This window comes from Streptomyces sp. NBC_01235 (assembly GCF_035989285.1).
GTDB lineage: Bacteria > Actinomycetota > Actinomycetes > Streptomycetales > Streptomycetaceae > Streptomyces.
This window is the reverse complement of sequence record NZ_CP108513.1, coordinates 7,397,317-7,420,077: the sequence shown is the minus strand read 5'-3', so window position 1 is coordinate 7,420,077 and position 22,761 is coordinate 7,397,317. Positions and strand designations below refer to the sequence as shown.

Sequence of the window (22,761 nt, the reverse complement as noted above, 5' to 3'; positions counted from 1 at the left end):
CGCACCTTTTGAAGCCTTTGAAGGGCAGTCCCCATGACTGACAAGCTCCAGAAGTCCTCCGAGGGCGCACCTCCCGAGGACACCCCGCCGGTGGCGAAGGAGTCGGCGTTCTCCGGTCCGCCGGAGGCCATCAAGGCGATCCCGGTGCGCCACTGGGGCCGCTGGGTCAGCGCCGTGATCGTCGTCGCGCTCCTCGCGCTGCTGGTCAACGCGTTCGCGAACGGCGACATCCAGTGGCATGCGGTGTCCGACTCGCTGTTCGACTCGACCGTCATCGCGGGTGCCGGCCGCACCCTGCTGATCAGCATCCTGGCCATGGTGCTCGGCGTGGTCCTGGGCGTCGTACTCGCCGTGATGCGGCTGTCCAAGAACCCGGTGACCAGCACCATCGCCTGGCTGTACATCTGGTTCTTCCGCGGCACGCCGGTGTACGTGCAGCTGCTGATGTGGTTCAACCTGGCGCTGATCTTCCCCGTCCTGAATCTCGGTCCGATCTACAAGGACGAGATGGTGGACGTCATGACGCCGTTCATGGCCGCCCTGCTGGGCCTCGGTCTGAACGAGGCCGCCTACATGGCCGAAATCTGCCGCGCCGGCCTGCTGGCCGTGGACGAAGGACAGACGGAGGCGGCCCACGCGCTCGGCATGAGCCAGGGCAAGACGCTGCGCCGGATCGTCATCCCGCAGGCGATGCGGGTGATCGTGCCGCCGACCGGCAACGAGTTCATCAACATGCTGAAGACCTCGTCGCTGGTGTACGTGGTGACGTACAACGAGCTGCTGCGCTCGACCTCGGTGATCGGCTCCTCGTCGTACGCCGTGATGGAGCTGCTCTTCGTCGCCTCCATCTGGTACCTGGTCATGACCAGCATCTTCAGCGTCTTCCAGTACTACCTGGAGCGCTACTACGCCCGCGGTTCCAGCCGCAGCCTGCCGCCCACGGTCTTCCAGAAGATCAGGGCGAACCTGTTCGGATCCTCGAGGAGGACGGCATGACCGCGATGGTGAAGGCGGAGGGCGTCCACAAGTCCTTCGGCCTGGTCGAGGTCCTCAAGGGCATCGACCTGGAGGTCAAGAACGGCGAGGTGTTCTGCCTCATCGGCCCGTCCGGCTCCGGCAAGAGCACGTTCCTCAGGTGCATCAACCACCTTGAGCAGATCAACGCCGGCCGCCTGTACGTCGACGGGGACTTGGTGGGCTACCGCCAGAAGGGCGACAAGCTGTACGAGCTCAAGGACAGCGAGGTCGCGCTGAAGCGCCGGGACATCGGCATGGTGTTCCAGCGGTTCAACCTGTTCCCGCACATGACGGCGGCGGAGAACGTCATCGAGGCCCCGGTCCAGGTCAAGGGCGTCGGCAAGGCCCAGGCCAAGGAGCGCGCGAGGGAGCTCCTGGACCGCGTCGGCCTCGCGGACAAGGCCGGGAGCTACCCCTCGCAGCTCTCCGGCGGCCAGCAGCAGCGCGTCGCCATCGCCCGGGCGCTGGCCATGGACCCGAAGCTGATGCTGTTCGACGAGCCGACCTCGGCCCTCGACCCGGAGCTGGTCGGCGACGTCCTCGACGTCATGCGCGACCTCGCCGAGTCCGGCATGACGATGGTCGTCGTCACCCACGAGATGGGCTTCGCCCGCGAGGTCGGCGACAGCCTGGTCTTCATGGACGGCGGCGTGGTCGTCGAGTCCGGCAACCCGCGCGACGTCCTGACCAACCCTCAGCACGAGCGGACGCAGGCGTTCCTGTCCAAGGTGCTTTGACTTGCTCCTCGGGCTGAAGCCCGAGGATTCTGGTCTGCCCGCCCGGTGCCCGTGCCGCCTAGCGGCACGGGCACCGGGCGGGCTTCCGTGGCTTCCTGCTTCACGGCGCTGTGCCAGAACGGGTTCTGGTCCCACCGGCGCTCCACAGGCTGCAACCGCCAGTCCGGCGGCCGTTTTCACGTTCTTCGCGGCATTCACGTCCCGGTCGTGGACGGTGCCGCAGGCGGAGCACACCTGGCTGGTGGGCTCGAACTCTCCTCACTGCCCTTTCCGCTGCCCGCCCGTGCCGGCGCGCCGAGGACGACCCTGACCAGCGTCGTCCGGACGAGGTCCTCGGCCTCGTCGCGGTCGCCGCACAGCAGGCAGCCGCCGCGCAGAGGCGGCACGGATTCCCCGTACCGGCTCGGGCAGCCGGGCAGGGCGGGTCCCTACTTGAGCGCGAGCAGCAGCGTGTCCGAAGGGGACGCCCAGACCGGGCGGGCCTCGCCGAAGCCCTTCTCCTTCAGCACGCGCGCGTGCCAGGCCGCCGGAGGCATGTCCCCGTCGGCGTGTTCGCCGTAGATCTCGAAGCGGCGGGCGGTCGGCGCGGCGAGGACCGGGTCCTGGGCGGCGAGCTGCCACCACTCGGCCCAGTCCGGGATCCCGCCCGATTTGGCCTGATCCATGCGGGCGTGGCGCTGCGCGCTCTCCGCCGCGTTGATCCGGGGCGTCGTGTCGTCGATCATGTGGTCCGCGTTCATGAAGACACCGCCGTCGCGGACGAGTTCCGCGACCTGACCGTAGAGGGCCGCGAGGGGTTCGCTGTGCAGCCAGTGCAGGGCCGTGGCGGTCAGCACGGCGTCGTACGAGCCGTACGGCAGCCGGGCCGGCCAGTCCGGGTCCGTGAGGTCGGCCGTCACGAAGCCGACGCGGTCGTCCCCCGCGAAGGTGCCCTCGGCGATGGCGAGGAGCGCCGGGTCGAGGTCGACGCCGGTGCTGGTGGCCCCGGGGAGGCGGTCGAGCAGCCGGGCGGTGACGGTGCCGGTGCCGCAGCCGAGGTCGAGGACACGCGGGGTGGGTCCGACGAGCGCCTCGACCATGTCGAGCATGATCCGGAAGCGGTCCTCGCGGTCGGGCATGTACCACTCCTGCTGACGGTCCCAGCTCCGCTGCCAGGCAGCCCAGTCGGTACCGGTCGTGGTCGTCTGCGCGTCCGCCATCGCAACCCTCCGCCGCGTATGTCACGTAATACCCTGGAAGCACGAACGGCCGTTACCCCGCCCGCACCCCGACCATAGAGCGCCCCCGTAAGGACTACAAGTGGAACTGGCCTATTACTCGGACTATGCCGTGCGCCTCGTCAACAGCGAGGAGCCGGCCCGGGGCAAGGACTCCCTGACCTCCGTCGAGGCCGTCCGCGCCCTCTTCGGCGTCAACCAGTCGGCGGGCCGCCGGGCCACCGACGCCGACGTCACCCGGTTCCGCTCGGTCCGGGGCCGCCTGCGCGCCGTCTTCGAGGCGGCCGACGGCGGCGACGAGACCCTCGCGGTGGACCTGCTGAACTCGCTCCTCCTGGAGTTCCCGGTGAGCCCACAGATCTCCGGCCACGACTTCCGCGACGACGACGGCCGCCCGCTGTGGCACATGCACCTGGCCGACCACCCGTCGAACGCGACGGCCGGCTTCGCGGCCATCGCGGCGATGGGCCTGGCCTTCCACCTCACGGAGTACGGCGTGGACCGCCTGGGCCTGTGCGAGGCGAGCCCCTGTCGCAACGCCTACCTGGACACGTCCACGAACCGCTCCCGGCGCTACTGCTCCGACCGCTGCGCGACCCGTGCCAACGTGGCCGCCTACCGCGCCCGCAAGCGCCTGGAGGCGGACCGGACGCCGGGCACAGGCCTCGCCGCCGACAGCGCCCAGCGCACCACCGCCAGCGGCGAGCGCTGATCCGGCTTCAGCGGGCGGTAGCGCAGCCGCACCTTGCCGAGGACCAGTTCGTCGGGCACGGCCCCGTAGTCGGTGCTGTCCCCGCCGGCGTACGCGTTGTCCCCGAGCACCCACCACCCCCCGTCCCGGCGCTCGACGGCCCGCTTGACCACCAGCAGGTCCTGCTGGAAGGGATGCCGCAGCACGACGACGTCACCGGGCCTCACCCTGGCCCCGTACTGCACCACCAGCTGGTCCCCGTGGTAGAGCGTGGGCACCATGGACGGCCCGGTCACCTCGGCCACCCCGAAGGGCGCGACCGCCCTCCCCCGCTCGGTCTCCTGCGACAGCTCCGGCATCGCCGGCACCTCCCCGGTCCGTTCCTCCACCAGTCTCAGTCTGACCCCGGACTTTTGTCCTAAGCCCATGGGGGCACCCGCGAAAACCGGTCCCCCAGGGAGTAATGTCCCACCTGAGAAGACGATCACGAGGAAGGAACGCTCCATGCTTTCCCGCCTGTTTGCCCCCAAGGTCAAGGTCAGCGCACACTGCGACCTGCCCTGCGGTGTGTACGACCCGGCCCAGGCCCGCATCGAGGCGGAGTCGGTGAAGGCCGTCCAGGAAAAGATGGCCGCCAACGACGACCCGCACTTCCAGGCGCGCGCCACCGTCATCAAGGAGCAGCGTGCCGAGCTCGCGAAGCACCACGTCTCCGTGCTGTGGAGCGACTACTTCAAGCCCCCGCACTTCGAGAAGTACCCCCAGCTGCACGAGCTGGTCAACGACACCCTGAAGGCCCTGTCGGCCGCCAAGGCGTCGACGGACCCGAAGACCGGCGAGAAGGCCCTGGAGCTCATCGCCGAGATCGACAAGATCTTCTGGGAGACCAAGAAGGCCTGAGGCGCAAGCTTCTGCCCCGATCCGCGGCCGATGCATCGCCGCGGGCCGGGAAGCCTCGAAAGGGGCCGGTCCGCAACGCGACCGGCCCCTTTCGGCGTTCCGCTTTCGTTGTCCTGCTCTTTCGCCGTTCTGCTTGAGTCTCCCCTGGGGGGAGAGTCGAGGATGAAGTCATGGACGGCGGCATCCTCTACTCGATCGGTGAACTGGCCCGGCGCACCGGGCTGACGGTCAAGACCATCCGGTTCTACTCCGATCGCGGCATCGTGGTGCCGGCCGACCGCACGTCCGCCGGCTATCGCCGCTACGGCCCGGACGCCGTCGCCCGGCTGGCGCTGGTGCGGACGCTGCGCGAACTGGGGCTCGGGCTCGACGTGATCCGGCAGATCGTCGACCGGGAACTGACCCTCGGCGACGTCGCCGCGCAGCACGCCGCCGCACTGGACGTACAGATCGGCATCCTGCGTCTGCGGCGGGCGGTGCTGACGGCCGCGGCCAGGCGCAGACCCACCCCCGAGGAGATGGCACGCATGCACCGGTTGGCCCGGCTCACCGAGGACGAACGTCGGCGCTTGACCGACGACTTCCTCACCTCCGTCTTCACCGGTCTCGGCAGCCGTGACGGCTACGCCGGGGCCCGCCGCTCCATGACGCCCGAGCTGCCCGACGACCCGACCGACGAGCAGCTCGAGGCGTGGGTGGAGTGGGCGGAGCTGTCCCTCGACCCGGGCTTGCGCGCCAGTCTGCGGCGCGGGGTCGAGGATCACGCGGACGAGATGTCCGACAGCGGCTCCGGGCTGCCCCGCCCGGACGTCGTCGCCCTCGCCCGGGACCACGCGACGGCGGCGGTCGCGTCCGGCATCACCCCGGAGTCGCCCCTGGCCGATCAGGTCGTCGCAGCGCTCACCGCGGACTGCGCGCGCGTCCTCGGCCAAGCGGACGACGGCGACCTGCGCCGACGGCTGCGGCAGCGTCTGGCGGCCGCGAACGATCCGCGCCGGGACCGGCACGTCCACCTGCTCGCCCTGATCAACGGCTGGCCGCCCCCAAAACCCCTGGCACCGGCACTGGACTGGTCGATCACGGCGCTCGGCCTGCGAACGGCTCGACGATGACCGCCGTACGGCTGGGGGCAGGCGCCACGGCCTCGGCTCCCGCTCTCCTGCTGCGGCCCTGGCACGCGGCGGACGCCGACGACCTCGTCGAGCTGTACCGGGACGACGCCCTGCGCCGCTGGACCGGTTCGGCCGTGGACGACGCGGTCGGCGCGGCGCGCTGGATCCGGGAACAGCACCGGGGGTGGGAGGCCGGGGACCGCTTCGGACTCGCCGTCGTGGAGAGCCGGGATTCCGGACAGGGGGAGCCGCTGGTGGGCCATGTAGTCCTCAAGCGGGGCGCGCCCGGCTCCCCGTCGGCCGAGGTCGGCTACTGGACCGCGGCGCACGCCCGCGGCCGGGGAGTCGCGCCCAGGGCGCTGGAAGCGCTGACGGACTGGGCCTTCACCGCCTTCGCCGACGAAGGGCTGAAGCGTCTCGAACTCCTGCACCAGGTGGACAACACGGCATCCTGCCGCGTCGCCCGCAAATGCCGCTACGAGCTGAGCGGACTCCTGCCCGCGGCACCGCCCGCGTTCCCGCTCGACGGCCACGTCCACGCACGGAACCGCGCACGGAACCGCGCGCAGGGCCTCGGACGTCCTCCGGACGATCAAGGTTGAGGAGTGTGCCCCGTGCGGATCTACATCAGCGTCGACATGGAAGGCGTCACCGGGCTCGTGGACGCGGACGACGTCCAGCCCGGCGGACGGGACTACGAGCGGGGGCGGCAGATGATGGCGGAGGACGTCAACGCCGCCGTCAGGGGCGCCGTCGCGGCCGGCGCCACCGAGGTCACCGTCAACGACGCGCACGGCCCGATGCGCAACCTGCTGCCCGAGGCGCTGCACCCGGCGGTCCGCCTCATTCGCGGCAAGCCCAAGCAGATGGGCATGCTCGAAGGACTCGAGCCCACGCACGACGCGGTGCTCTGCGTGGGCTACCACGCGCGGGCCGGCGCGCTCGGCGTCCTCAGTCACAGCTTCATGGGGCACGAGATCGAGGACATGTGGCTGGACGGCCGCCCCGTGGGCGAGATCGGCCTGGCCCAGGCCACCGCGGCGGCCCTCGGGGTGCCGGTGGCCGTCCTCACCGGTGACGACGGCGCCTGCGCGGAGGCGACGGAGTGGGACGCCTCCGTCACCACCGTGGCCGTCAAGTGCGCGCGCGACCGCTTCGCGGCGGACCTGCGCCCGGCGGACGAAGCGCGCACGGCGATCGAGGAAGCCGTCGCCTCCCGTCTCTCCGCGCCCCTCACGGCCCCGCCCGCGGCTTCGGGCCCGTCCACCCTCACCGTCCGCTGGCAGTCGGCCTCGGTGGCCTCCACGCTGCTGGGCATTCCGGGGGTCACCTCGACGGACACCCGAACCGTCGAGGCTCAGGGCGAGTTGCCCGGCCTGTACCGGCTGTTCGGCGTGTGGATGCGGGTGGCGGCCTCCCTGACCAACCAGCCGCCGTACTGCTGAGCCGCCCGCTCGGCGGCGGGTATGCGGCGATGTCACAGGCGGGGTGGCTGTCTCGTCCTACGGGGTGCAGGCAACCCCGACCAAGGAGTGGACGATGAACCTCGCGCTGTGGATCGCTGCCGGACTGCTGGCCGCGGTGGCCCTGGCCGGCGGCATCACCAAGACCTTCGTGCCCAAGGAGAAGCTGGCCGCGATCCACGGCGCGGGATGGACGGCAGACGTCGGCGTCGGCTTCGTCAAGGGCCTCGGCATCGTCGAACTCCTGGCCGCGGTGGGCCTGATCCTGCCCGCCACGCTCGGCATCGCACCGGTCCTGGTGCCGGTGACGGCCGCCTGCTGGGTGCTGCTGATGGTCGGTGCGATGATCACCCACGGCCGGCTCGGCGAGGCCGGGTTCGTGGTGGTGAACCTGGTCTATCTCTCGGTTGCGGCGTTCGTCGCGTGGGGCCGCTTCGGTCCCGAGTCCTTCATCGGCTGAGCGGTGGCGACACAGAGTCTCCGGACGCGAGGAGGAACCGGATCATGAGCAGGACCGAGGAGTTCCAGGAGCTGCGGCCGCTGCTGTTCTCGATCGCCTACCGGATCCTGGGCAGCGTGAGCGAGGCCGAGGACGCGGTCCAGGAGACCTGGCTGCGGTTCGAGTGCTCGCCGGCCGAACCCCGGTCGGTCAAGGCCTTCCTGTCGGCCACGGTGACCCGGCTCTCGATCGACGTGCTGCGCTCGGCCCGCGTCCGGCGGGAGACGTACGTCGGGCCGTGGTTCCCCGAGCCGCTGCTCGCCGACCCCTACGAGGATCCGGCGCGGTCGGCTGAGCTGGCCGACTCGGTGTCGATGGCGGCCCTGTTGCTGCTCGAACGCCTCAGCCCGCTGGAGCGGGCGGTGTTCGTGCTGCGGGAGGTGTTCGCCTTCGGCTTTCCCGAGGTCGCGTCGGCGGTGGGGCGCTCGGAGGCCGCGTGCCGTCAGCTGGCGGTGCGGGCGCGGCGCCACATGGACGCGGGCCGGCCCCGCTTCGACGCGGACCGGGGGGAGCGGGAGGAGCTGGCGTCGCGGTTCTTCGACGCGCTGCGCGAAGGCGACGTCGCCGGTCTGCAGGACCTGCTCGCCGCCGACGTGTCGGTGGTCGGCGACGGCGGCGGCAAGGCCCCGCAGCTGTCCAGGGCCGTCATGGGCGCCGAGAACGTGGCCCGTCTGTTCGCCTCCGTCTTCCCCCGGATGGCCCAGGTCGAGGTGACGTTCGAGCAGCACGAGGTCAACGGCCAGCCGGGCGCGATCTTCCGCGACCGGGACGGCAGGGTGCTCCACACCCTGGCGCTCGACGTGCTCGACGGGCAGATTCAGACGATCCGCGTGGTGATCAACCCCGACAAGCTCGGGCACATGGGCCCGGTGGCGGACGCCTGGGCCGTCACCCGCGACGTCAAACAGGCCCCCCGCCCGACGGAGTAGCCACGACAGCCGACCGCCGCCGACCGCCCGAGGCCACCCGGGCGGTCGGGTCGGTCGGTAATGAAGTCGAAGGCCAGGGCCGTGACGATGACGACCGCCACGAGGAACGTGATTGCTTGGGGATCCCGTGCAAGACGTAGTGTCCGGCGCGGGTCGTGCCCACCGTGGAGGGGTGGCGTGGACGTGCGGGTGGAATTCTGAGCCCAGTGCTGCTCCTGGTGGCCGGCGCCGGCCGGGTGGGGCTTCCTCCGGACGGAGTCCGGGGGAGGGCGCGCTGATCGTCGTCACGCGCTGGTGCCGGTGGGCTGCGCGGGGCAGTCGGGTCCGGTCCGTTGGTGCGTGTCCCTCCGGACGCTTGCCCACCGGACCGCAGGGGCCGGTGGGGCCGGAGTGCCCGCTGGCGGGGCCAGTGGGGCCGGAGTGCCCGCCGGTAGGGCCGGAGTGCCCGCCGGTAGGGCCGTTGGGGCCGCCAGTGGGGCCGGAGTGCCCGCTGGTAGGGCCGGAGTGCCCGCCGGTAGGGCCGTTGGGGCCGCCGGTGGGGCCGGTGGGGCCGGAGTGCCCGCCGGTGGGGGAGGGTGGCCTGCGTCGCCTGGGCGCGGGGCGTGGGGTTCGTGGCCGTTCCGGGTCCCCGCGCCCACCGGGTGAGGATCGTGCGATGCTGACGTGGTGACCCTCGAGGACCTGGTACGTCTGCGGCAGGCACGCGACCGGATGGACCGTGAGTACGCCGAGCCACTCGACATCCCCGCACTCGCGCGCACCGCGCTGATGTCGCCGGGCCACTTCCAGCGGAGTTTCCGCGAGGCCTACGGCGAGACGCCCTACGGCTACCTGATGACCCGCCGCGTGGAGCGCGCCAAGGCCCTGCTGCGCCGCGGCGACCTGACCGTCACGGAGGTCTGCATGGCGGTCGGCTGCACCTCGCTCGGCTCGTTCAGCTCCCGCTTCACCGAACTGGTGGGCGAGACGCCGAGCTCCTACAGAGCCCGCTCGCACGAGGAGAGCGCGGAGATCCCGCCCTGCGTGGCGCGAGCGTACACGCGCCCGAGACGGACGTAACGCCGGTATTGACCTTAGGTTGGCCCCATGGACCTGAAACTGCACAACTGTTTCATCGCTGTCGACGACCACGACAAGGCTGTCACCTTCTACTGCGACGTCCTGGGCCTGGAGATCCGCAACGACGTCAAGTACGAGGGGATGCGCTGGGTGACCGTCGGGTCGCCGCTGCAACCGGACGTGTCGATCGTCCTGGAGCCGCCCGCGGCGAACCCCGACCTCTCCCCGGCCGACCGGGAGTCGATGGAGCGGCTGCTGGCCAAGGGCGTGCTGCGCGGGGTCAACTTCACCACCGAGGACTGCGACGCCCTCTTCGCCCGCGTCCAGGAATCCGGCGCCGAGGTGATCCAGGAGCCGATGGACATGCCGTACGGAGTGCGCGACTGCGCGTTCCGGGATCCGGCGGGGAACATGCTGCGGTTCATGGAGTCGAAGCCCCGGTGACGGGACCGGTGAACGGACCGGTGAACGAACCGATCCGCTGGACGTACGCCTTCGTCGACCGGCCCGCCGCGCGCTTCGAGCGAGCCCACGCGTTCTGGACCGCCGTCACGGACACCGGCCTGTCCGAACTCCGGGGCGACAAGGGGGAGTTCGTGACCCTGGTGCCGGAGAAGGGCGACGCCTGCGTCAAGGTCCAGGGGGTTCACGGAGGGCGACGGCGGCGCGCATCTCGACTTCGCCGTCGAGGACGTGCCCGGGTTCGTCGAGGCGGCGCTGAAGCTGGGCGCGGAGACGGCCGCCGCGCACGACGGATGGGCCGTACTGCGCTCCCCCGCCGGGCAGTTGTTCTGCGCGGTGCCGTGGCACGGGGAGGCCGTGCGGCCGCCCGTGGTCGACGGCAGCCGCCTGGACCAGGTGTGCGTCGACGTCCCGCCGTCGGCGTACGAGGGCGAAGTCGCCTTCTGGAGCGGCCTGTTGCCCGACTGGTCGTCCCGGCCGGGTTCCCGGCCGGAGTTCCACGTGGTCCAGCCCCCGCCCGGCCTGCCGATCCGCATCCTGCTCCAGCGGCTCGCCGAGGAGCGGCCCGGGGGCGGGGGTCCCGCCTCCGCCCATCTCGACCTGGCCTGCGGTCCGGACGTCGACGCCGTCCGCGTCCGGCACGAGCGGCTCGGCGCCGTCCTCGTCGCCCGCCACCCCCACTGGACGGTGCTGCGCGACCCGGCCGGCGGCCTGTACTGCCTGACCGGGCGCGACGCGGAGACGGGCGGGCTGCCGCGGGCGGGTGCCTAACCGTCCGTCGGCCACGCGCAGACGACGATCCGGTGGCCGTACGGCTCCTCCTCGGCCGTCCCCTCGTCGTCCGGCCCCTCCGCGCCCTCGGTCTCCGTCTCGGTCTCGGCCTTGTCGCACGGATTGCCGCCATCCACGTCCATGTGCAGCAGCGGCGCCGCGGACTCGTCGGGCGCGTGCCGGCCGTGCGGCTGCCGGCCCGGGGGCTCGGCGGAGTTCTGCAGCCACAGGGTCAGACCGCCCCCGACGGCCACGGCCGCCACCCACGCCCCGACGACCCACCGCCACAGCCGGCGCCGGTTTCTCCCCGGCCGGGCCCCGGTCGTTTCCCCGTCTCCCCCGTCATGCGTCATGGCGGTCACGGTAGCGGGCCGGCGGATGCGGCCGGATGCCGCAAGGGCACTAGGTCCGGGCGGTGGGCGCTCCGGGCTCCTGGTCGGGCTCGGCGGCGTCGGGCCGGGAGGCGTCGGGCCGGGAGGCGTCGGGCCGGGCGCCCGGCTCCACGTACGCCTCGCATTTCGGGTTGTGGCACGGGCCCGGCACCCAGCGCGGGACCCACGCGCCCAGCGTCTTGTAGCGCTGGACGACGGACTGCACGGGCTGCCCGCAGGCGGGGCATACGCGTTGTTCCCTGTCCATGCCCTCAGAGTAGGGCGACCCGCACCCGAGCGCTCCCCGCCGTACGTGGTGTTCCCCGCCGGACGTCAGCGTTCCCTGCCGTACGTCCGCACCACCGCGCCGTTGCCGAAGGAGCGCACGCCGCCGAAGGTGAAGCGGGCGACGTCGAAGCCGGCGCCGAACATGGGCATGCCGGTGCCGTAGACGATCGGGTACGTCTTGATCACGAGTTCGTCGATCTCGTCGAACAGCTCGCCCGCGAGGCGGGAGCCGCCGCACAGGTAGATGTCGAGGCCGCCGTCCTCCGCCTTGAGTTCGCGGACCTTGTCGAGCAGGCCGTCGGCGACGATCTCGACGTCCGGGGAGGGCGACGTGCCGAGGGTGCGGGAGGCGACGTACTGGCGCAGGTGGGCGTACGGGCTGGGATTGCCCTCCTTGAGCGCGAGGTCGTAGCTGGCCCGGCCCTGGATGATCGTGTCGAACCGCCGGTTCGGCAGGTCGTCGAAGCCGAGGGGGCCGCGGCCGCGGGTCGGCATGGTCTCCGGGTACTCCGCCTTGAGGAAGTCGAGGAACTCCTCGTCGAGGTAGGAGAACATCGCCGTGGCGTCGCCGGTCACGTCCCCGATGAAGCCGTCGACGGAGCAGGCGATGAAATACGTGAGCTTTCGCAAGTGGGGGCTCTTTCCGTAGGCTGACACTTGAACCACTGCAGTTGTAGTACTTCGCTTGTAGTGGTTGCAAGCGGGTTTCCCGGTGTTTCGGGAAACGGAGCCAAGTGAGAGAGAGGGTTCCGCATGGCCGGAAATCCGGAGCGCCGGGCGGCCCTGGTCGACGCCGGGGTCGAGGTGCTCGCCCGCGAGGGCGCGCGGGGGCTGACCTTCCGTGCGGTGGACGCGGCGGCAGGGGTGCCGGTGGGCACCGCCTCCAACTACTTCACCGGGCGCGACGACCTGCTGCGGCAGATCGACGCCCGGCTGCACGTCCGGCTGGCGCCCGACCCCGAGGTGCTCGGCAGGCTGATGGCCCAGCCGCGGGACCGCTCCCTGGTCACGGCGTTCATGCACGACCTGATGGCCCGCGCGACCGGCGACCGGACCGGCTATCTCGCCCTGCTGGAGATGCGCCTCGAAGCCACCCGGCGCCCCGAACTACGTGCCTCCTTCACCACGTCGGTGCGCGGTGACCTCCAGCACGGCATGGACTTCCACCGCGACACGGGCCTGCCCGGCGGCGACGAGACCGTGGTCGTGCTCTACCTCGCGATGCTCGGGCTGATCCTGGAGCACCTGACCCTGCCGGGCGTCCTGGACGGCGTCCTGCCCGGAGTGGGGGTGCCGGAGGGGCTGGTGGAGAGGATCGTGGCGACGGTGGTGCCGGACCGGGGCGAGGAACCCTCGTAGGCCCGACAGCGGCGAGCCCCGCACACCGTGGGGATGCGCGGGACCCGCCGGACCGGGGCCCCGGCAACCTCGCGGCATCAGGAGCCGCGGGACGCCGGCACGGGGGTCCGTCTCCGGTGCCCTGCCTGCCGCGCCAGGCCCCTCAGGAGCCGCCCGGCGGACCGGCGCATGCCGCCGCAGCCACAGGCCCCGGCACGCACGCCCCCCGGGAAACCCGACGACCACCCTCCCCAGGCACGATCAGAAGCCACCGCCTCCCCTCGACGTGATCCGCCGGACGTACACAGGCCCTATCCGACGGATCAAGCCGCAGCCACGGGCCGGCACGCCGATCTGCGGCGTTGTCGTTGTTGCCCGCCCCCCCACTCTCGGCGGCGCCCGACCGGGGCCCCATCGTCTCGACGCCCTCCGCCGTCTTGCGCCGCGACGCTCCCCTGCGAGAACCAGTGCCGTGACAGGCGACGTTCGCCCCGTCGCGACGCCCGGCACGCTCCCCCACTGCCTCAAGGGCGTGGGAGGTGCCCCCAGTCGCCGCACCGGACGAAGACCCAAGTACGTCCTAGTACGAGGGCCTTCGGCCGGCACTCCCCCAGCCTTCGGCCGGGGGACCCCCCAGAGCACGCACCGGACGCCGCTCCTTCACGGGCAGACGGTGCCCGCCACGGCACTAGCTCGTCGCGGGCCCCCATCACCCCCATCACCCCCTCACCAGCGCTTATGAGGCGCCGCTGCCTTTCTGCGGCCTGATCCGCCGGGCCGGCCTAGTTGCTGCGCCGCGTCACGAACTCCGCGAGAGCGAGCAGGCCGCCCGCCGACTCAGGGTCCGGGAGCGCCCGGGCCAGTTCGTGCATCGCTCGGGACATGCGGTCGGCCGCCTGGTCCTGCGCCCAGGCGCGCCCGCCCGCCCGCTCGACAGCCAGCGTCGTGCGGTCCAGGTCGGCCGGCTCGTAGGGCGCCGCGTACAGCTCGGCCAGTTCGCCGGCCGCCGGGGTGCCGGAGGTCAGCGCGGCGACCACCGGCAGGGACTTCTTGCGGACGGCGAGGTCCGCGCCGGCCGGCTTGCCGGTGTGCCGCGGGTCGCCCCATATCCCGATGACGTCGTCGATGAGCTGGAAGGCGAGCCCGGCCTCCCGGCCGAACGCGTCCAGCGCCTCGACGTCCTCCTCGGCCGCTCCCGCGTACAGCGCGCCCACGGCACAGGCGCAGCCGAGCAGCGCGCCCGTCTTGGCCTCGGCCATGACAAGCACCTCGTCCAGGGTGATCTCGGCGGGGCCGCGTTTCTCCATGGCCGTGTCCGCCTGCTGGCCGGCGCACAGTTCGACCACGCAGGCCGCGACCCGGGCGGCGGCGGCCGGGGACGCCGGGTGCGGATCCCCGGCGAGCAGCCCGAGAGCGAGGGCTTGCAGGGCGTCCCCGGCGAGGATGGCGTCGGCGTCGCCGAACATGGTCCAGGCGGTGGGGCGGTGCCGTCGGGTGGCGTCCCGGTCCATCACGTCGTCGTGCAACAGCGTGAAGTTGTGGACCAGTTCGACCGCCGCGGCCGCCCGGACGGCCGCCTCGCGGGCCGCCGGACCGCCGAACGCGGAGGCCGCGGCGAGTACCAGGGCCGGGCGGATCGCCTTGCCCGCGTTGCCCGCCGCCGGGGTGCCGTCCGGGTGTTCCCAGCCGAAGTGGTAGAGCGCGATCCGGCGCAGCGAGCCGGGCAACGAGTCGATCGCCGCCCGCAGTTCGGGGTCGACCGAGGCCCGCGACCGCTCCAGGATCACCGCCGCCTCGTGCTCGCCGGCCGGCCCCGGACCGCCGTCGCCCCGACTCACGACGGACCTTCGTGTTTCGCGCGCCTCACTCCGGTACCGCCTGGTGGCCGACGTCACCGCCAGCGGCCGATCTCGACGTTCTCCAGAACGCCCAGCGCGTCCGGCACCAGGACCGCGGCCGAGTAGTAGGCCGTGACCAGGTACTTGATGATGGCCTGTTCGTTGATGCCCATGAACCGCACGGACAGGCTGGGCTCGATCTCGTCCGGGATGCCGGACTGGCGCAGGCCGATGACGCCCTGGTCCTGCTCGCCCAGACGCATCGCGATGATCGAGCTGGTGCGGGCCTCGGTCACCGGGATCTTGTTGCACGGGTAGATCGGGACCCCGCGCCAGGTGGGGATCCGGTTGCCGCCGACGTCGATCGTCTCGGGGACGAGCCCGCGCCTGTTGAGCTCACGGCCGATCGCGGCGATCGCGCGCGGGTGGGCGAGCAGCATCTTGGTGCCGCGCCGCCTGCTGAGCAGTTCGTCCAGGTCGTCCGGGCCGGGCACGCCGTCGTGCGGCTGGAGCCGCTGGTCGTACTCGCAGTTGTGCAGCAGCCCGAACTCCCGGTTGTTGACGAGCTCGTGCTCCTGACGCTCCTTGAGCGCCTCGACCGTCAGCCGCAACTGCTGCTCGGTCTGGTTCATGGGCTGGTTGTACAGGTCGGCCACGCGCGAGTGGATGCGCAGGACCGTCTGGGCGATGCTCAGTTCGTACTCGCGCGGCCGGGCGTCGTAGTCCACGAACGTGTGCGGGATGTCCGGCTCGCCGGCGTGGCCCGCGGCCAGGTCGACGGCCTTCTCGCCGTACTTGTTGGTGCGCTGCTCGGGGATCGCGCGCAGCCGCCGGATGTGCTCGCGCAGGGAGTCGGCGCGCTCCGCGATCTGCTCGACGTCCTGGCGGGCCAGGACCAGCACCGTGGCCGCGGTGGCCGTGCGTGCCGTGTACTCCCAGATGGCGTCGGCGTCGAGCAGCGCCTGGTCGCCGAAGTACGCGCCGTCGGCGAGGACTCCGAGCACCTGGTCGTCGCCGTAGGGGCCGGTGCCGACCTTCTCGACGCGGCCGTGCGCCAGCAGGTAGACCTCCTCGGTCTGGCTGCCGAAAGAGGCGATGACCTCGCCGGGGCCGAACTCCCGCTGCTGGCAGCGCTGGGCGAGTTCCCCGAGCACCTCCTCGTCCTCGTAGGAGCGCAGCGCGGGCAGTTCGCCCAGCTCGGCGGGGATGACCTCGACACGGTCACCGGTCTTGACGAACGTGATGCGGCCGTCGCCCACCGCGTACGTCAGGCGCCTGTTGACCCGATAAGTGCCACCCTGTACGTCCACCCAGGGCAGATTCCGCAGCAGCCAGCGGGAGCTGATCTCCTGCATCTGCGGTGCGGACTTGGTCGTGGTGGCCAGGTTCCGCGCGGCCGCCGTGCCGAGACTCTGCTGCGGCTTGCCCGACTCCGCGCGGACCTCTTCGCCTACCGACATGAGAAACGCCCTCCCCATTCATGCACGGGCGCCGAACTGCGCCGGTGCACTGTTCACACGAGCAACTCTTCCATCACGGAGTGTGCTCGTGCCATTACCCGAAAGAGCGGGAATGGATCACCGGGTGCTGGGAAGAGGCCGTTTCACCGAACGATGTTCGACAATGAGCGGGTGACCGACCTGCGCCCCCGCCTGCCCTCGCCCCTCCAGGAGGTGGCCGACGACCGCTTCGAGCGGCACGGCGTGCGGCTGCTGCTGAAGCGGGACGACCTGATCCATCCGGAGCTGATCGGCAACAAGTGGCGCAAGCTGGTGCCCAACCTGGAGCGGGCGGCGGGGCGGACGCTGCTCACCTTCGGCGGCGCCTACTCCAACCATCTGCGGGCCACGGCCGCCGCCGGCCGGCTCCTGGGGCTGCCCACGGTGGGCGTGGTGCGCGGCGACGAACTGGCGGGCCGGCCACTGAACCCCTCCCTGGCCCGGTGCGCGGCCGACGGCATGCGCCTGCACTTCGTGGACCGCGCGACCTACCGCCGCAAGACCGAGCCGGAGGTGCTGAAGGGGCTTCTGGGTGCGGCCGACGCCGACGACGCGTACGTCGTCCCCGAGGGCGGCAGCAACGCGGCGGCGGTCCGCGGATGCCGGGCGCTCGGCGAGGAACTGCGCGACAACGGCGGCGTCGACGTGGCCGCCCTCGCCTGCGGCACCGGCGGCACCCTCGCGGGCCTGGCCGCCGGTCTCGCCCCCGGCCAGCGGGCCCTGGGCATACCGGTCCTGAAGGGCGGCTTCCTGGGCGACGGGATACAGGCGCTCCAGGAGGAGGCCTTCGGGGGCCGGCGGGGCGAGTGGCGGCTCGACGAGCGGTTCCACTTCGGCGGCTACGCGCGCGTGCCCCCGGAACTCGACGCCTTCGCCGAGGACTTCGAGCGACGGCACGGTGTGCCCGTGGAGCGTCTCTATGTCGCCAAGTCGCTCTACGGCCTTGTCGCCCTGGCCGAGGAGGGTGCCTTCCCACGCGGGACCCGGCTCGCGGCGGTCGTGACGGGCTCACCGTTCACGGCGTGAGGCCCGCTCACTCCGCCTCCCGGAACGCCGCCGCCTCCTCCAGGTCCAGTCGGCGCAGCAGCGTGCGCAGCATCTCGTCGTCGATGTAGCGGCCGTCGCGCAGCCGGACGAACATCTCCCGCTCGGCGCTGATCATCTCGCGCGAAAGGCGCCGGTAGGTGTCGTCGACGGTCTCGCCGGTGACCGGGTTGACCTGGCCGAGGCGCTCCCAGACGGCGTTGCGGCGGCGCTCCAGGACGCTGCGCAGACGGTCGGCGAGGGGCGGGGGCAGGGCGTTGCGCTCGTCGGACAGGAGGGCGTCCAGGCGCTCCTCGGCGACCCGGGAGGCCTGCGCCTGGGCGTTGGCCTCGGCGAGTGTCGCGGCCTGCGGGTCGGGCGCGGGGAACTTGAGGAGGCGGATCAGCGGCGGCAGGGTCAGGCCCTGGACGACGAGGGTGCCGATGACCGTCGTGAAGGTGAGGAAGAGGATGAGGTTGCGGTGCGGGAAGGGCGCGTCGCCGTCGTCCACGGTGAGCGGGATGGAGAAGGCGATGGCGAGCGAGACCACGCCCCGCATGCCGGCCCACGCGATGACGATCGGACCCCGCCAGGTCGGATTGTCCTCCCGGGCGCGGATGCGCGCCGACAGTATCCGGGGCAGGAAGGTCGCCGGGTACACCCACAGGAAGCGGGCCGCGACGACCACGAGGAAGAGGGCGACGGCGTACCAGGCGGCGTCCAGACCCTCGTAGGCGCCGAGGCCCTTCAGGACAACCGGGAGCTGCAGGCCGATCAGCGCGAAGACCGCCGACTCCAGGACGAAGGCGACCATCTTCCACACGGCCTCCTCCTGGAGGCGGGTGGCGAAGTCGACCTCCCACGCGCGGTGGCCGAGGTAGAGCGCGACGACGACCACGGCGATGACGCCGGAGGCGTGGAACTGCTCGGCGGCCGCGTACGCGACGAAGGGGATCAGCAGGGAGAGCGTGTTCTGGAGGAGGGGCTCCTTGAGGTGGGTGCGCAGCCAGTGCAGCGGGGCCATCAGGATCAGGCCGACGACGGTGCCGCCGACCGCCGCCAGCAGGAACTCCTCGATGCCGCCGCCCCAGGACGCGCCCTCGCCGACCACGACCGCGAGGGCCACCTTGTAGGCGGTGATCGCGGTGGCGTCGTTCAGCAGGGACTCACCCTGGAGGATCGTGGTGATCCGTGACGGCAGGCCGACCCGGCGGGCCACCGCCGTGGCCGCGACCGCGTCCGGCGGCGCGACCACCGCACCCAGCACCAGTGCCGCCGTCAGCGGCAGCCCGGGGACGAGCAGGTAGGCGGCCCAGCCGACGGCGAAGGTCGCGAAGAGCACGTATCCGACCGACAGCAGGGCCACCGGCCGCATCTGTGCGCGCAGGTCGAGGTAGGAGCTGTCGGTGGCCGACGTGTACAGCAGCGGCGGCAGCAGGAGCGGCAGGACGACGTCCGGCTCGAGGGTGTAGTCCGGGACCCCGGGCAGGTACGACACCACCAGGCCGACCGCGACCAGCAGCAGCGGTGCGGGCACCGGGGTGCGCCGGGCCGCCGCCGCGATCGCCGCACTGCCGGCCACCAGCAACAGCAGTGGCATCACGTCCATGTCTCGCCCGCCCTCGTTTTTCCGCGCGATCGTCCGCGCGGCCGTCGTAATCTGGCCATCATGAAACAGTGCACGCACGCCGCCGCGCTGCCCGACCCCGAACCCGTCCCGCTCGGCGAGACGTGTCCGGAGTGCCTGCGGGACGGTACCCACCCGGTTCAGCTGCGGCTGTGCCTGACGTGCGGCCATGTCGGCTGCTGCGACTCCTCGCCGAGCCGGCACGCCACGGAGCACCACAAGGAGTCCGGCCACCCGATCATGCGGACCTTCGAACCCGGCGAGAGCTGGCGGTGGTGCTTTGTCGATCACGTCCTGGTGTGAACTTCTGAGGCGACTCGGCCGTTGAACTCATGAGACGCCTTGGCCGTCCGGCGGGTACGGTTCGACCATCTGACGTCTGGGTACGTCAACCCGGCGCGCCTTCTTCCCATTTGGGCCCGCAGACCTCTAGACACGGAGCGTGTTCACAGCTTTACTGTGAGTGACGTCCAGGGGGTTGGGGTCCCGGGGACAGGAAACTTGAGAGCGCGATAGCGTCACCGCTGCACCACACACGCGTTACCCCGGGGGGCGACCCTCGGCCCCGAAAAGCTTGTACCACCTTGGAGGTGAGGGTGTCCCAGATCGCAGGCGAGCCCGCGACCCAGGACTTCGTGGAAGTCCGGCTGCCGGCTGCGGGTGCCTACCTGTCGGTGCTGCGGACGGCCACGGCCGGCCTCGCGGCCCGTTTGGACTTCACCCTGGACGAGATCGAGGACCTGCGCATCGCGGTGGACGAGGCCTGCGCGATCCTGCTCCAGCAGGCCGTGCCCGGCTCGGTGCTGAGTTGCGTGTTCCGACTCGTCGACGACTCGCTCGAAGTCACCGTCTCGGCGCCGACCACGGACGGCCACGCCCCCTCGCGTGACACCTTCGCCTGGACCGTCCTGTCCGCCCTCGCGGGCAAGGTGTCCTCCGCCGTCGACGAGGACAAGACCGTGTCGATCAGCCTCTACAAACAGCGCGGCGCGGGACCCGGGCCGGCGTGAGGAACGGGGACGGGCCGGTGCGGGACGAAGAGCGCGGCACACGGGAGCTGCCGGCCGAGAACGCCGAGATTCCAGTCTCTCCGGACGGTTCCCGACGCATGGCGGACGGCATCGACGGCATCCCCGAGCAGGCCCGGCCGCATCCGGAGGACCACTCGGCCTCCGCGCAGGCGGGTCTGCCGGAAGGTGCCGTGCAGGGCTCGCCTCGGGAGAGGCGGACCGGGGGCTCGCCCCCAGGCCGAGCAGAGGCGAGGGCTCGACAGAGGGCGACGGGCGGGACAATGAGCGAGCACGAGCGAGACGGCGTACAGAGCGTGCCGGGCACGCAGCACGAACCACCACCACCCCCGCCCCCGCCCCCGGCGCCGGGGGACCGCAGCGGGGCACGGGCGATGTTCGTCGAGCTGCGCAAGCTGCAGGACGGCAGCCCCGAGTACGCGGAGATGCGCAACCAGCTGGTCCGCATGCACCTGCCGCTCGTCGAGCATCTCGCGCGGCGCTTCCGCAACCGCGGCGAGCCGCTGGACGACCTCACGCAGGTCGCCACCATCGGTCTGATCAAGTCGGTCGACCGCTTCGACCCGGACCGCGGCGTGGAGTTCTCCACGTACGCGACTCCGACGGTCGTCGGCGAGATCAAGCGGCACTTCCGCGACAAGGGCTGGGCGGTACGGGTGCCGCGCAGGCTCCAGGAGCTGCGTCTGGCGCTGACGACGGCGACGGCCGAGCTGTCGCAGCAGCACGGCCGCTCCCCCACGGTCCACGAGCTCGCCGAGAAGCTGGCGATCTCGGAGGAGGAGGTCCTGGAGGGCCTGGAGTCCGCGAACGCGTACTCCACGCTGTCCCTGGACGTCCCGGACACCGACGACGAGTCCCCCGCGGTCGCGGACACCCTCGGCGCGGAGGACGAGGCGCTGGAGGGCGTGGAGTACCGGGAGTCGCTCAAGCCGCTCCTGGAGGATCTCCCGCCGCGCGAGAAGCGGATCCTGCTGCTCCGGTTCTTCGGCAACATGACGCAGTCGCAGATCGCGCAGGAGGTCGGCATCTCGCAGATGCACGTCTCCCGCCTGCTGGCGCGCACGCTGGCCCAGCTGCGGGAGAAGCTCCTCGTCGAGGAGTAGTCACGCGTTCCTGAGAAGGGACCGCTACTCCGATGTGCGGCCGGGCCCCCGGATCCCGAGGGCCCGGGTCGTCTCGCCGTTGACGAGCAGGACGAGCGACGCGACGGCGACGGCCGCGAGCGCGATGCCCGCCGGGATCGCCATGCTGTCCGCCTTCAGCAGGTTGTAGGCCACCGGCAGCGCCATGATCTGCGTGATGACGGCGGGCCCTCGGCTCCAGCTGCGCAGGCCCAGCAGCCCGCGGGCGGCGAGCAGCGGCAGCAGCGCGAGCACGATCAGCGTGACCCCGCCGGTGACGGCCTGCTGACGGTCGTCCGGGTCACCGGTGATCCCCAGGACGAGCATCCACACCCCGCCGGCGACCAGCGCCAGCCCCTCCAGGGCGGCGAGCGCGGCGGCGTACGTCAGCCGGCGCGGGCGGGGTTCTGCGGTTTCCGGGGCGACGGGGGTCTGCTCACTGCTCACCTCTGAAGGGTAGCCCGCGCCTCCCGCCAGGCATCTGGCCGCCCGCGTGTGCGGCCGGCGCTCGTCCGGCGCTCGTGTCGAGGCTCACTCCGTGATCTCTTACCCGATCCCCACCTCGGCCTGTGACCGGGTACGACCCAGTAGGTACGCTGCAACTCATGCGTGCACTTCTTGTGGTCAATCCGGCGGCAACCACTACCAGTGCACGGACGCGCGACGTCCTCATCCACGCGCTCGCGAGCGAGATGAAGCTCGAAGCGGTCACCACCGAGTACCGCGGCCACGCGCGTGACCTGGGCCGACAGGCGGCTGAGAGCGGAAACGTCGACATGGTGGTGGCCCTCGGCGGCGACGGCACGGTCAACGAGGTCGTCAACGGCCTCCTGCACGCCGGCCCCGATCCGGAGAACCTGCCCGACCTCGCGGTGGTCCCCGGCGGCTCCACCAACGTCTTCGCCCGGGCCCTGGGTCTGCCCAACGACCCCGTGGAGGCCACCGGCGCCGTACTGGACGCCCTGCGTGAGAACAGCGTCCGTACGGTCGGTCTCGGCCTGGCCGCGGGCACACCCGGCACGGAGGACGAGGCGGTGCCCTCGCGCTGGTTCACCTTCAACGCAGGACTCGGCTTCGACGCCGGAGTGGTGGGTCGCGTGGAGCAGCAGCGCGAGCGGGGCATGAAATCCACCCATGCTCTCTACATCCGCCAGGCCGTGCGCCAGCTGTTGGGTGAGTCACAGCGTCGGCACGGGTCGATCACCCTGGAACGGCCGGACGCGGAGCCGGTGACCGATTTGGTGCTGTCCATAGTCTGCAACACGGCTCCGTGGACCTATCTGGGCAATCGCCCGGTGTACGCGTCACCTAAGGCCTCGTTCGATACAGGGCTCGACGTACTCGGTCTCAGCCGTCTGTCCACCGCCGCGGTTGCCCGATATGGCACCCAGTTGCTCACTTCGTCCCCCGAGCGGGGACCGCACGGCAAGCATGCGGTCTCACTGCACGACCTGGACCAGTTCACCTTGCATTCGAAGGTCCCGTTGCCCCTCCAGATGGACGGTGACCACCTGGGGCTGCGCACCAGCGTGACGTTCACAGGCGTACGCCGTGCACTGCGTGTGATTGTGTGAGCAGAAAGGGCTGAAGTCCTTTCACTCGAACGTTTAGGCCAGGGTCCACCCCATAGAAGTACGGCTGTGACCTAGTCGACACCGAGGAATCAAAAAAAACTTTCCGGTAGGGGTTGTATCCGCCGCTGAGGTTTGCGAGTCTCTACGTGGCGATCGGGACGGCCCGCAACACCAGCCTCCACTGATCACCGGAACCC

Annotated in this window: 26 protein-coding genes and 1 pseudogene; 18 read left to right on the top strand and 9 right to left on the bottom strand. The window is 71.5% G+C overall.

The annotated features are described in order from the left end of the window. Positions 1-33 precede the first annotated feature (33 nt). Together OG289_RS33515 and OG289_RS33510 are read left to right on the top strand one after the other, a co-directional pair. Complete coding sequence (locus OG289_RS33515; RefSeq protein WP_327317781.1) at positions 34-996, top strand: amino acid ABC transporter permease; 963 nt, start codon at positions 34-36, stop codon at positions 994-996. After that, entirely contained in the window at positions 993-1,754 is a 762-nt protein-coding gene (locus OG289_RS33510) for an amino acid ABC transporter ATP-binding protein (RefSeq protein WP_327317780.1), read from the top strand. Before OG289_RS33515 ends, OG289_RS33510 begins: the two co-directional genes overlap by 4 nt. Positions 1,755-2,182: 428 nt before the next feature. Here OG289_RS33510 and OG289_RS33495 read toward each other — a convergent pair whose 3' ends face one another. Beyond that, complete coding sequence (locus OG289_RS33495; RefSeq protein WP_327317779.1) at positions 2,183-2,953, bottom strand: class I SAM-dependent methyltransferase; 771 nt, start codon at positions 2,951-2,953, stop codon at positions 2,183-2,185. Between the two features lie 100 nt (positions 2,954-3,053). Here OG289_RS33495 and OG289_RS33490 point away from each other — a divergent pair, with 100 nt between their 5' ends. Next, positions 3,054-3,683, top strand: a complete 630-nt coding sequence (locus tag OG289_RS33490) for a CGNR zinc finger domain-containing protein (RefSeq protein ID WP_327317778.1) — start codon at positions 3,054-3,056, stop codon at positions 3,681-3,683. Here OG289_RS33490 and sodX read toward each other — a convergent pair. Next, positions 3,587-4,021, bottom strand: a complete 435-nt coding sequence (sodX, locus tag OG289_RS33485) for a nickel-type superoxide dismutase maturation protease (protein WP_327320883.1) — start codon at positions 4,019-4,021, stop codon at positions 3,587-3,589. The genes OG289_RS33490 and sodX overlap by 97 nt on opposite strands. Before the next feature lie 145 nt (positions 4,022-4,166). Between sodX and sodN the strand changes: the two genes are divergently transcribed. From sodN to OG289_RS33440, 9 genes and pseudogenes are all read left to right on the top strand, one after another. Then, entirely contained in the window at positions 4,167-4,562 is a 396-nt protein-coding gene (gene sodN / locus OG289_RS33480; protein WP_327317777.1) for a superoxide dismutase, Ni, read from the top strand. Positions 4,563-4,732: 170 nt separating this feature from the next. Then, positions 4,733-5,674: a MerR family transcriptional regulator gene (locus tag OG289_RS33475; RefSeq protein WP_327317776.1), complete on the top strand. Its 942-nt coding sequence runs from the start codon at positions 4,733-4,735 to the stop codon at positions 5,672-5,674. Continuing rightward, positions 5,671-6,276: a GNAT family N-acetyltransferase gene (locus OG289_RS33470; RefSeq protein ID WP_327317775.1), complete on the top strand. Its 606-nt coding sequence runs from the start codon at positions 5,671-5,673 to the stop codon at positions 6,274-6,276. Before OG289_RS33475 ends, OG289_RS33470 begins: the two co-directional genes overlap by 4 nt. A gap of 12 nt (positions 6,277-6,288) precedes the next feature. Beyond that, positions 6,289-7,119 (top strand): M55 family metallopeptidase, encoded by an 831-nt coding sequence (locus OG289_RS33465; protein WP_327317774.1) that lies wholly within the window; start codon positions 6,289-6,291, stop codon positions 7,117-7,119. A gap of 94 nt (positions 7,120-7,213) precedes the next feature. Beyond that, entirely contained in the window at positions 7,214-7,597 is a 384-nt protein-coding gene (locus OG289_RS33460) for a DoxX family protein (RefSeq protein WP_327317773.1), read from the top strand. Positions 7,598-7,641: 44 nt separating this feature from the next. After that, complete coding sequence (locus OG289_RS33455) at positions 7,642-8,565, top strand: RNA polymerase sigma-70 factor (protein WP_327317772.1); 924 nt, start codon at positions 7,642-7,644, stop codon at positions 8,563-8,565. A 666-nt stretch (positions 8,566-9,231) separates the two neighbouring features. Then, positions 9,232-9,624, top strand: coding sequence for a helix-turn-helix transcriptional regulator (locus OG289_RS33450; RefSeq protein WP_327317771.1), 393 nt, complete (start codon positions 9,232-9,234; stop codon positions 9,622-9,624). A 27-nt stretch (positions 9,625-9,651) separates the two neighbouring features. Further along, positions 9,652-10,068 (top strand): VOC family protein, encoded by a 417-nt coding sequence (locus OG289_RS33445; RefSeq protein WP_327317770.1) that lies wholly within the window; start codon positions 9,652-9,654, stop codon positions 10,066-10,068. Between the two features lie 20 nt (positions 10,069-10,088). Beyond that, a pseudogene (locus OG289_RS33440) lies at positions 10,089-10,857 on the top strand (VOC family protein). On the opposite strand, the gene OG289_RS33435 reads toward OG289_RS33440, so the two are convergent. From OG289_RS33435 to OG289_RS33425, 3 genes are all read right to left on the bottom strand, one after another. After that, the gene (locus OG289_RS33435; protein WP_327317769.1) at positions 10,854-11,210 is read right to left on the bottom strand and encodes a hypothetical protein; all 357 of its coding nucleotides are present in this window, start codon (positions 11,208-11,210) and stop codon (positions 10,854-10,856) included. The pseudogene OG289_RS33440 and the gene OG289_RS33435 sit on opposite strands and share 4 nt — an antisense overlap. Before the next feature lie 49 nt (positions 11,211-11,259). Beyond that, positions 11,260-11,496, bottom strand: a complete 237-nt coding sequence (locus OG289_RS33430; protein ID WP_327317768.1) for a hypothetical protein — start codon at positions 11,494-11,496, stop codon at positions 11,260-11,262. Positions 11,497-11,561: 65 nt separating this feature from the next. Next, a complete protein-coding gene (locus OG289_RS33425; RefSeq protein ID WP_327317767.1) occupies positions 11,562-12,146 on the bottom strand; it encodes a dihydrofolate reductase family protein in 585 nt (194 codons plus the stop codon). 123 nt (positions 12,147-12,269) lie between these two features. Here OG289_RS33425 and OG289_RS33420 point away from each other — a divergent pair, with 123 nt between their 5' ends. Then, positions 12,270-12,875, top strand: coding sequence for a TetR/AcrR family transcriptional regulator (locus OG289_RS33420; RefSeq protein WP_327317766.1), 606 nt, complete (start codon positions 12,270-12,272; stop codon positions 12,873-12,875). Positions 12,876-13,636: 761 nt separating this feature from the next. Here OG289_RS33420 and OG289_RS33415 read toward each other — a convergent pair. Both OG289_RS33415 and OG289_RS33410 read right to left on the bottom strand, forming a co-directional pair. After that, positions 13,637-14,692 carry a family 2 encapsulin nanocompartment cargo protein polyprenyl transferase gene (locus tag OG289_RS33415; RefSeq protein ID WP_327317765.1) on the bottom strand — a complete coding sequence of 352 codons (1,056 nt, stop codon included), beginning with the start codon at positions 14,690-14,692 and terminating at the stop codon, positions 13,637-13,639. A 53-nt stretch (positions 14,693-14,745) separates the two neighbouring features. Continuing rightward, entirely contained in the window at positions 14,746-16,152 is a 1,407-nt protein-coding gene (locus tag OG289_RS33410; protein ID WP_327317764.1) for a family 2B encapsulin nanocompartment shell protein, read from the bottom strand. Between the two features lie 171 nt (positions 16,153-16,323). Between OG289_RS33410 and OG289_RS33405 the strand changes: the two genes are divergently transcribed. Beyond that, entirely contained in the window at positions 16,324-17,217 is an 894-nt protein-coding gene (locus tag OG289_RS33405; RefSeq protein WP_327317763.1) for a 1-aminocyclopropane-1-carboxylate deaminase/D-cysteine desulfhydrase, read from the top strand. A 7-nt stretch (positions 17,218-17,224) separates the two neighbouring features. On the opposite strand, the gene OG289_RS33400 is transcribed toward OG289_RS33405, so the two are convergent. After that, the gene (locus OG289_RS33400; RefSeq protein WP_327317762.1) at positions 17,225-18,823 is read right to left on the bottom strand and encodes a Na+/H+ antiporter; all 1,599 of its coding nucleotides are present in this window, start codon (positions 18,821-18,823) and stop codon (positions 17,225-17,227) included. A 60-nt stretch (positions 18,824-18,883) separates the two neighbouring features. Between OG289_RS33400 and OG289_RS33395 the strand changes: the two genes are divergently transcribed. The 3 genes from OG289_RS33395 to OG289_RS33385 all read left to right on the top strand — a co-directional run bounded on the left by OG289_RS33395 (position 18,884) and on the right by OG289_RS33385 (position 20,972). Further along, positions 18,884-19,144 (top strand): UBP-type zinc finger domain-containing protein, encoded by a 261-nt coding sequence (locus OG289_RS33395; RefSeq protein ID WP_327317761.1) that lies wholly within the window; start codon positions 18,884-18,886, stop codon positions 19,142-19,144. Between the two features lie 293 nt (positions 19,145-19,437). Continuing rightward, the gene (locus OG289_RS33390; protein ID WP_004925829.1) at positions 19,438-19,851 is read left to right on the top strand and encodes an anti-sigma regulatory factor; all 414 of its coding nucleotides are present in this window, start codon (positions 19,438-19,440) and stop codon (positions 19,849-19,851) included. Further along, entirely contained in the window at positions 19,848-20,972 is a 1,125-nt protein-coding gene (locus OG289_RS33385; RefSeq protein ID WP_327317759.1) for an RNA polymerase sigma factor SigF, read from the top strand. Before OG289_RS33390 ends, OG289_RS33385 begins: the two co-directional genes overlap by 4 nt. Before the next feature lie 24 nt (positions 20,973-20,996). Here the strand turns inward: OG289_RS33385 and OG289_RS33380 are convergent, their stop codons facing one another. Then, a complete protein-coding gene (locus tag OG289_RS33380; protein ID WP_327317758.1) occupies positions 20,997-21,437 on the bottom strand; it encodes a hypothetical protein in 441 nt (146 codons plus the stop codon). Between the two features lie 158 nt (positions 21,438-21,595). On the opposite strand from OG289_RS33380, the gene OG289_RS33375 reads away from it, so the two are divergent. Continuing rightward, positions 21,596-22,564 (top strand): diacylglycerol/lipid kinase family protein, encoded by a 969-nt coding sequence (locus tag OG289_RS33375; RefSeq protein WP_327317757.1) that lies wholly within the window; start codon positions 21,596-21,598, stop codon positions 22,562-22,564. Positions 22,565-22,761 lie beyond the last annotated feature (197 nt).

What these genes read in the sequence shown, in the direction of transcription:
- OG289_RS33515 (WP_327317781.1), top strand. Translation starts at nt 34, where the DNA reads ATGACTGACAAGCTCCAGAAGTCCTCCGAGGGCGCACCTCCCGAGGAC.
- OG289_RS33510 (WP_327317780.1), top strand. Translation starts at nt 993, where the DNA reads ATGACCGCGATGGTGAAGGCGGAGGGCGTCCACAAGTCCTTCGGCCTG.
- OG289_RS33495 (WP_327317779.1), bottom strand. Translation starts at nt 2,953, where the DNA reads ATGGCGGACGCGCAGACGACCACGACCGGTACCGACTGGGCTGCCTGG.
- sodX (WP_327320883.1), bottom strand. Translation starts at nt 4,021, where the DNA reads ATGCCGGAGCTGTCGCAGGAGACCGAGCGGGGGAGGGCGGTCGCGCCC.
- sodN (WP_327317777.1), top strand. Translation starts at nt 4,167, where the DNA reads ATGCTTTCCCGCCTGTTTGCCCCCAAGGTCAAGGTCAGCGCACACTGC.
- OG289_RS33475 (WP_327317776.1), top strand. Translation starts at nt 4,733, where the DNA reads ATGGACGGCGGCATCCTCTACTCGATCGGTGAACTGGCCCGGCGCACC.
- OG289_RS33470 (WP_327317775.1), top strand. Translation starts at nt 5,671, where the DNA reads ATGACCGCCGTACGGCTGGGGGCAGGCGCCACGGCCTCGGCTCCCGCT.
- OG289_RS33460 (WP_327317773.1), top strand. Translation starts at nt 7,214, where the DNA reads ATGAACCTCGCGCTGTGGATCGCTGCCGGACTGCTGGCCGCGGTGGCC.
- OG289_RS33455 (WP_327317772.1), top strand. Translation starts at nt 7,642, where the DNA reads ATGAGCAGGACCGAGGAGTTCCAGGAGCTGCGGCCGCTGCTGTTCTCG.
- OG289_RS33445 (WP_327317770.1), top strand. Translation starts at nt 9,652, where the DNA reads ATGGACCTGAAACTGCACAACTGTTTCATCGCTGTCGACGACCACGAC.
- OG289_RS33435 (WP_327317769.1), bottom strand. Translation starts at nt 11,210, where the DNA reads ATGACGCATGACGGGGGAGACGGGGAAACGACCGGGGCCCGGCCGGGG.
- OG289_RS33430 (WP_327317768.1), bottom strand. Translation starts at nt 11,496, where the DNA reads ATGGACAGGGAACAACGCGTATGCCCCGCCTGCGGGCAGCCCGTGCAG.
- OG289_RS33420 (WP_327317766.1), top strand. Translation starts at nt 12,270, where the DNA reads ATGGCCGGAAATCCGGAGCGCCGGGCGGCCCTGGTCGACGCCGGGGTC.
- OG289_RS33410 (WP_327317764.1), bottom strand. Translation starts at nt 16,152, where the DNA reads ATGTCGGTAGGCGAAGAGGTCCGCGCGGAGTCGGGCAAGCCGCAGCAG.
- OG289_RS33400 (WP_327317762.1), bottom strand. Translation starts at nt 18,823, where the DNA reads ATGGACGTGATGCCACTGCTGTTGCTGGTGGCCGGCAGTGCGGCGATC.
- OG289_RS33395 (WP_327317761.1), top strand. Translation starts at nt 18,884, where the DNA reads ATGAAACAGTGCACGCACGCCGCCGCGCTGCCCGACCCCGAACCCGTC.
- OG289_RS33375 (WP_327317757.1), top strand. Translation starts at nt 21,596, where the DNA reads ATGCGTGCACTTCTTGTGGTCAATCCGGCGGCAACCACTACCAGTGCA.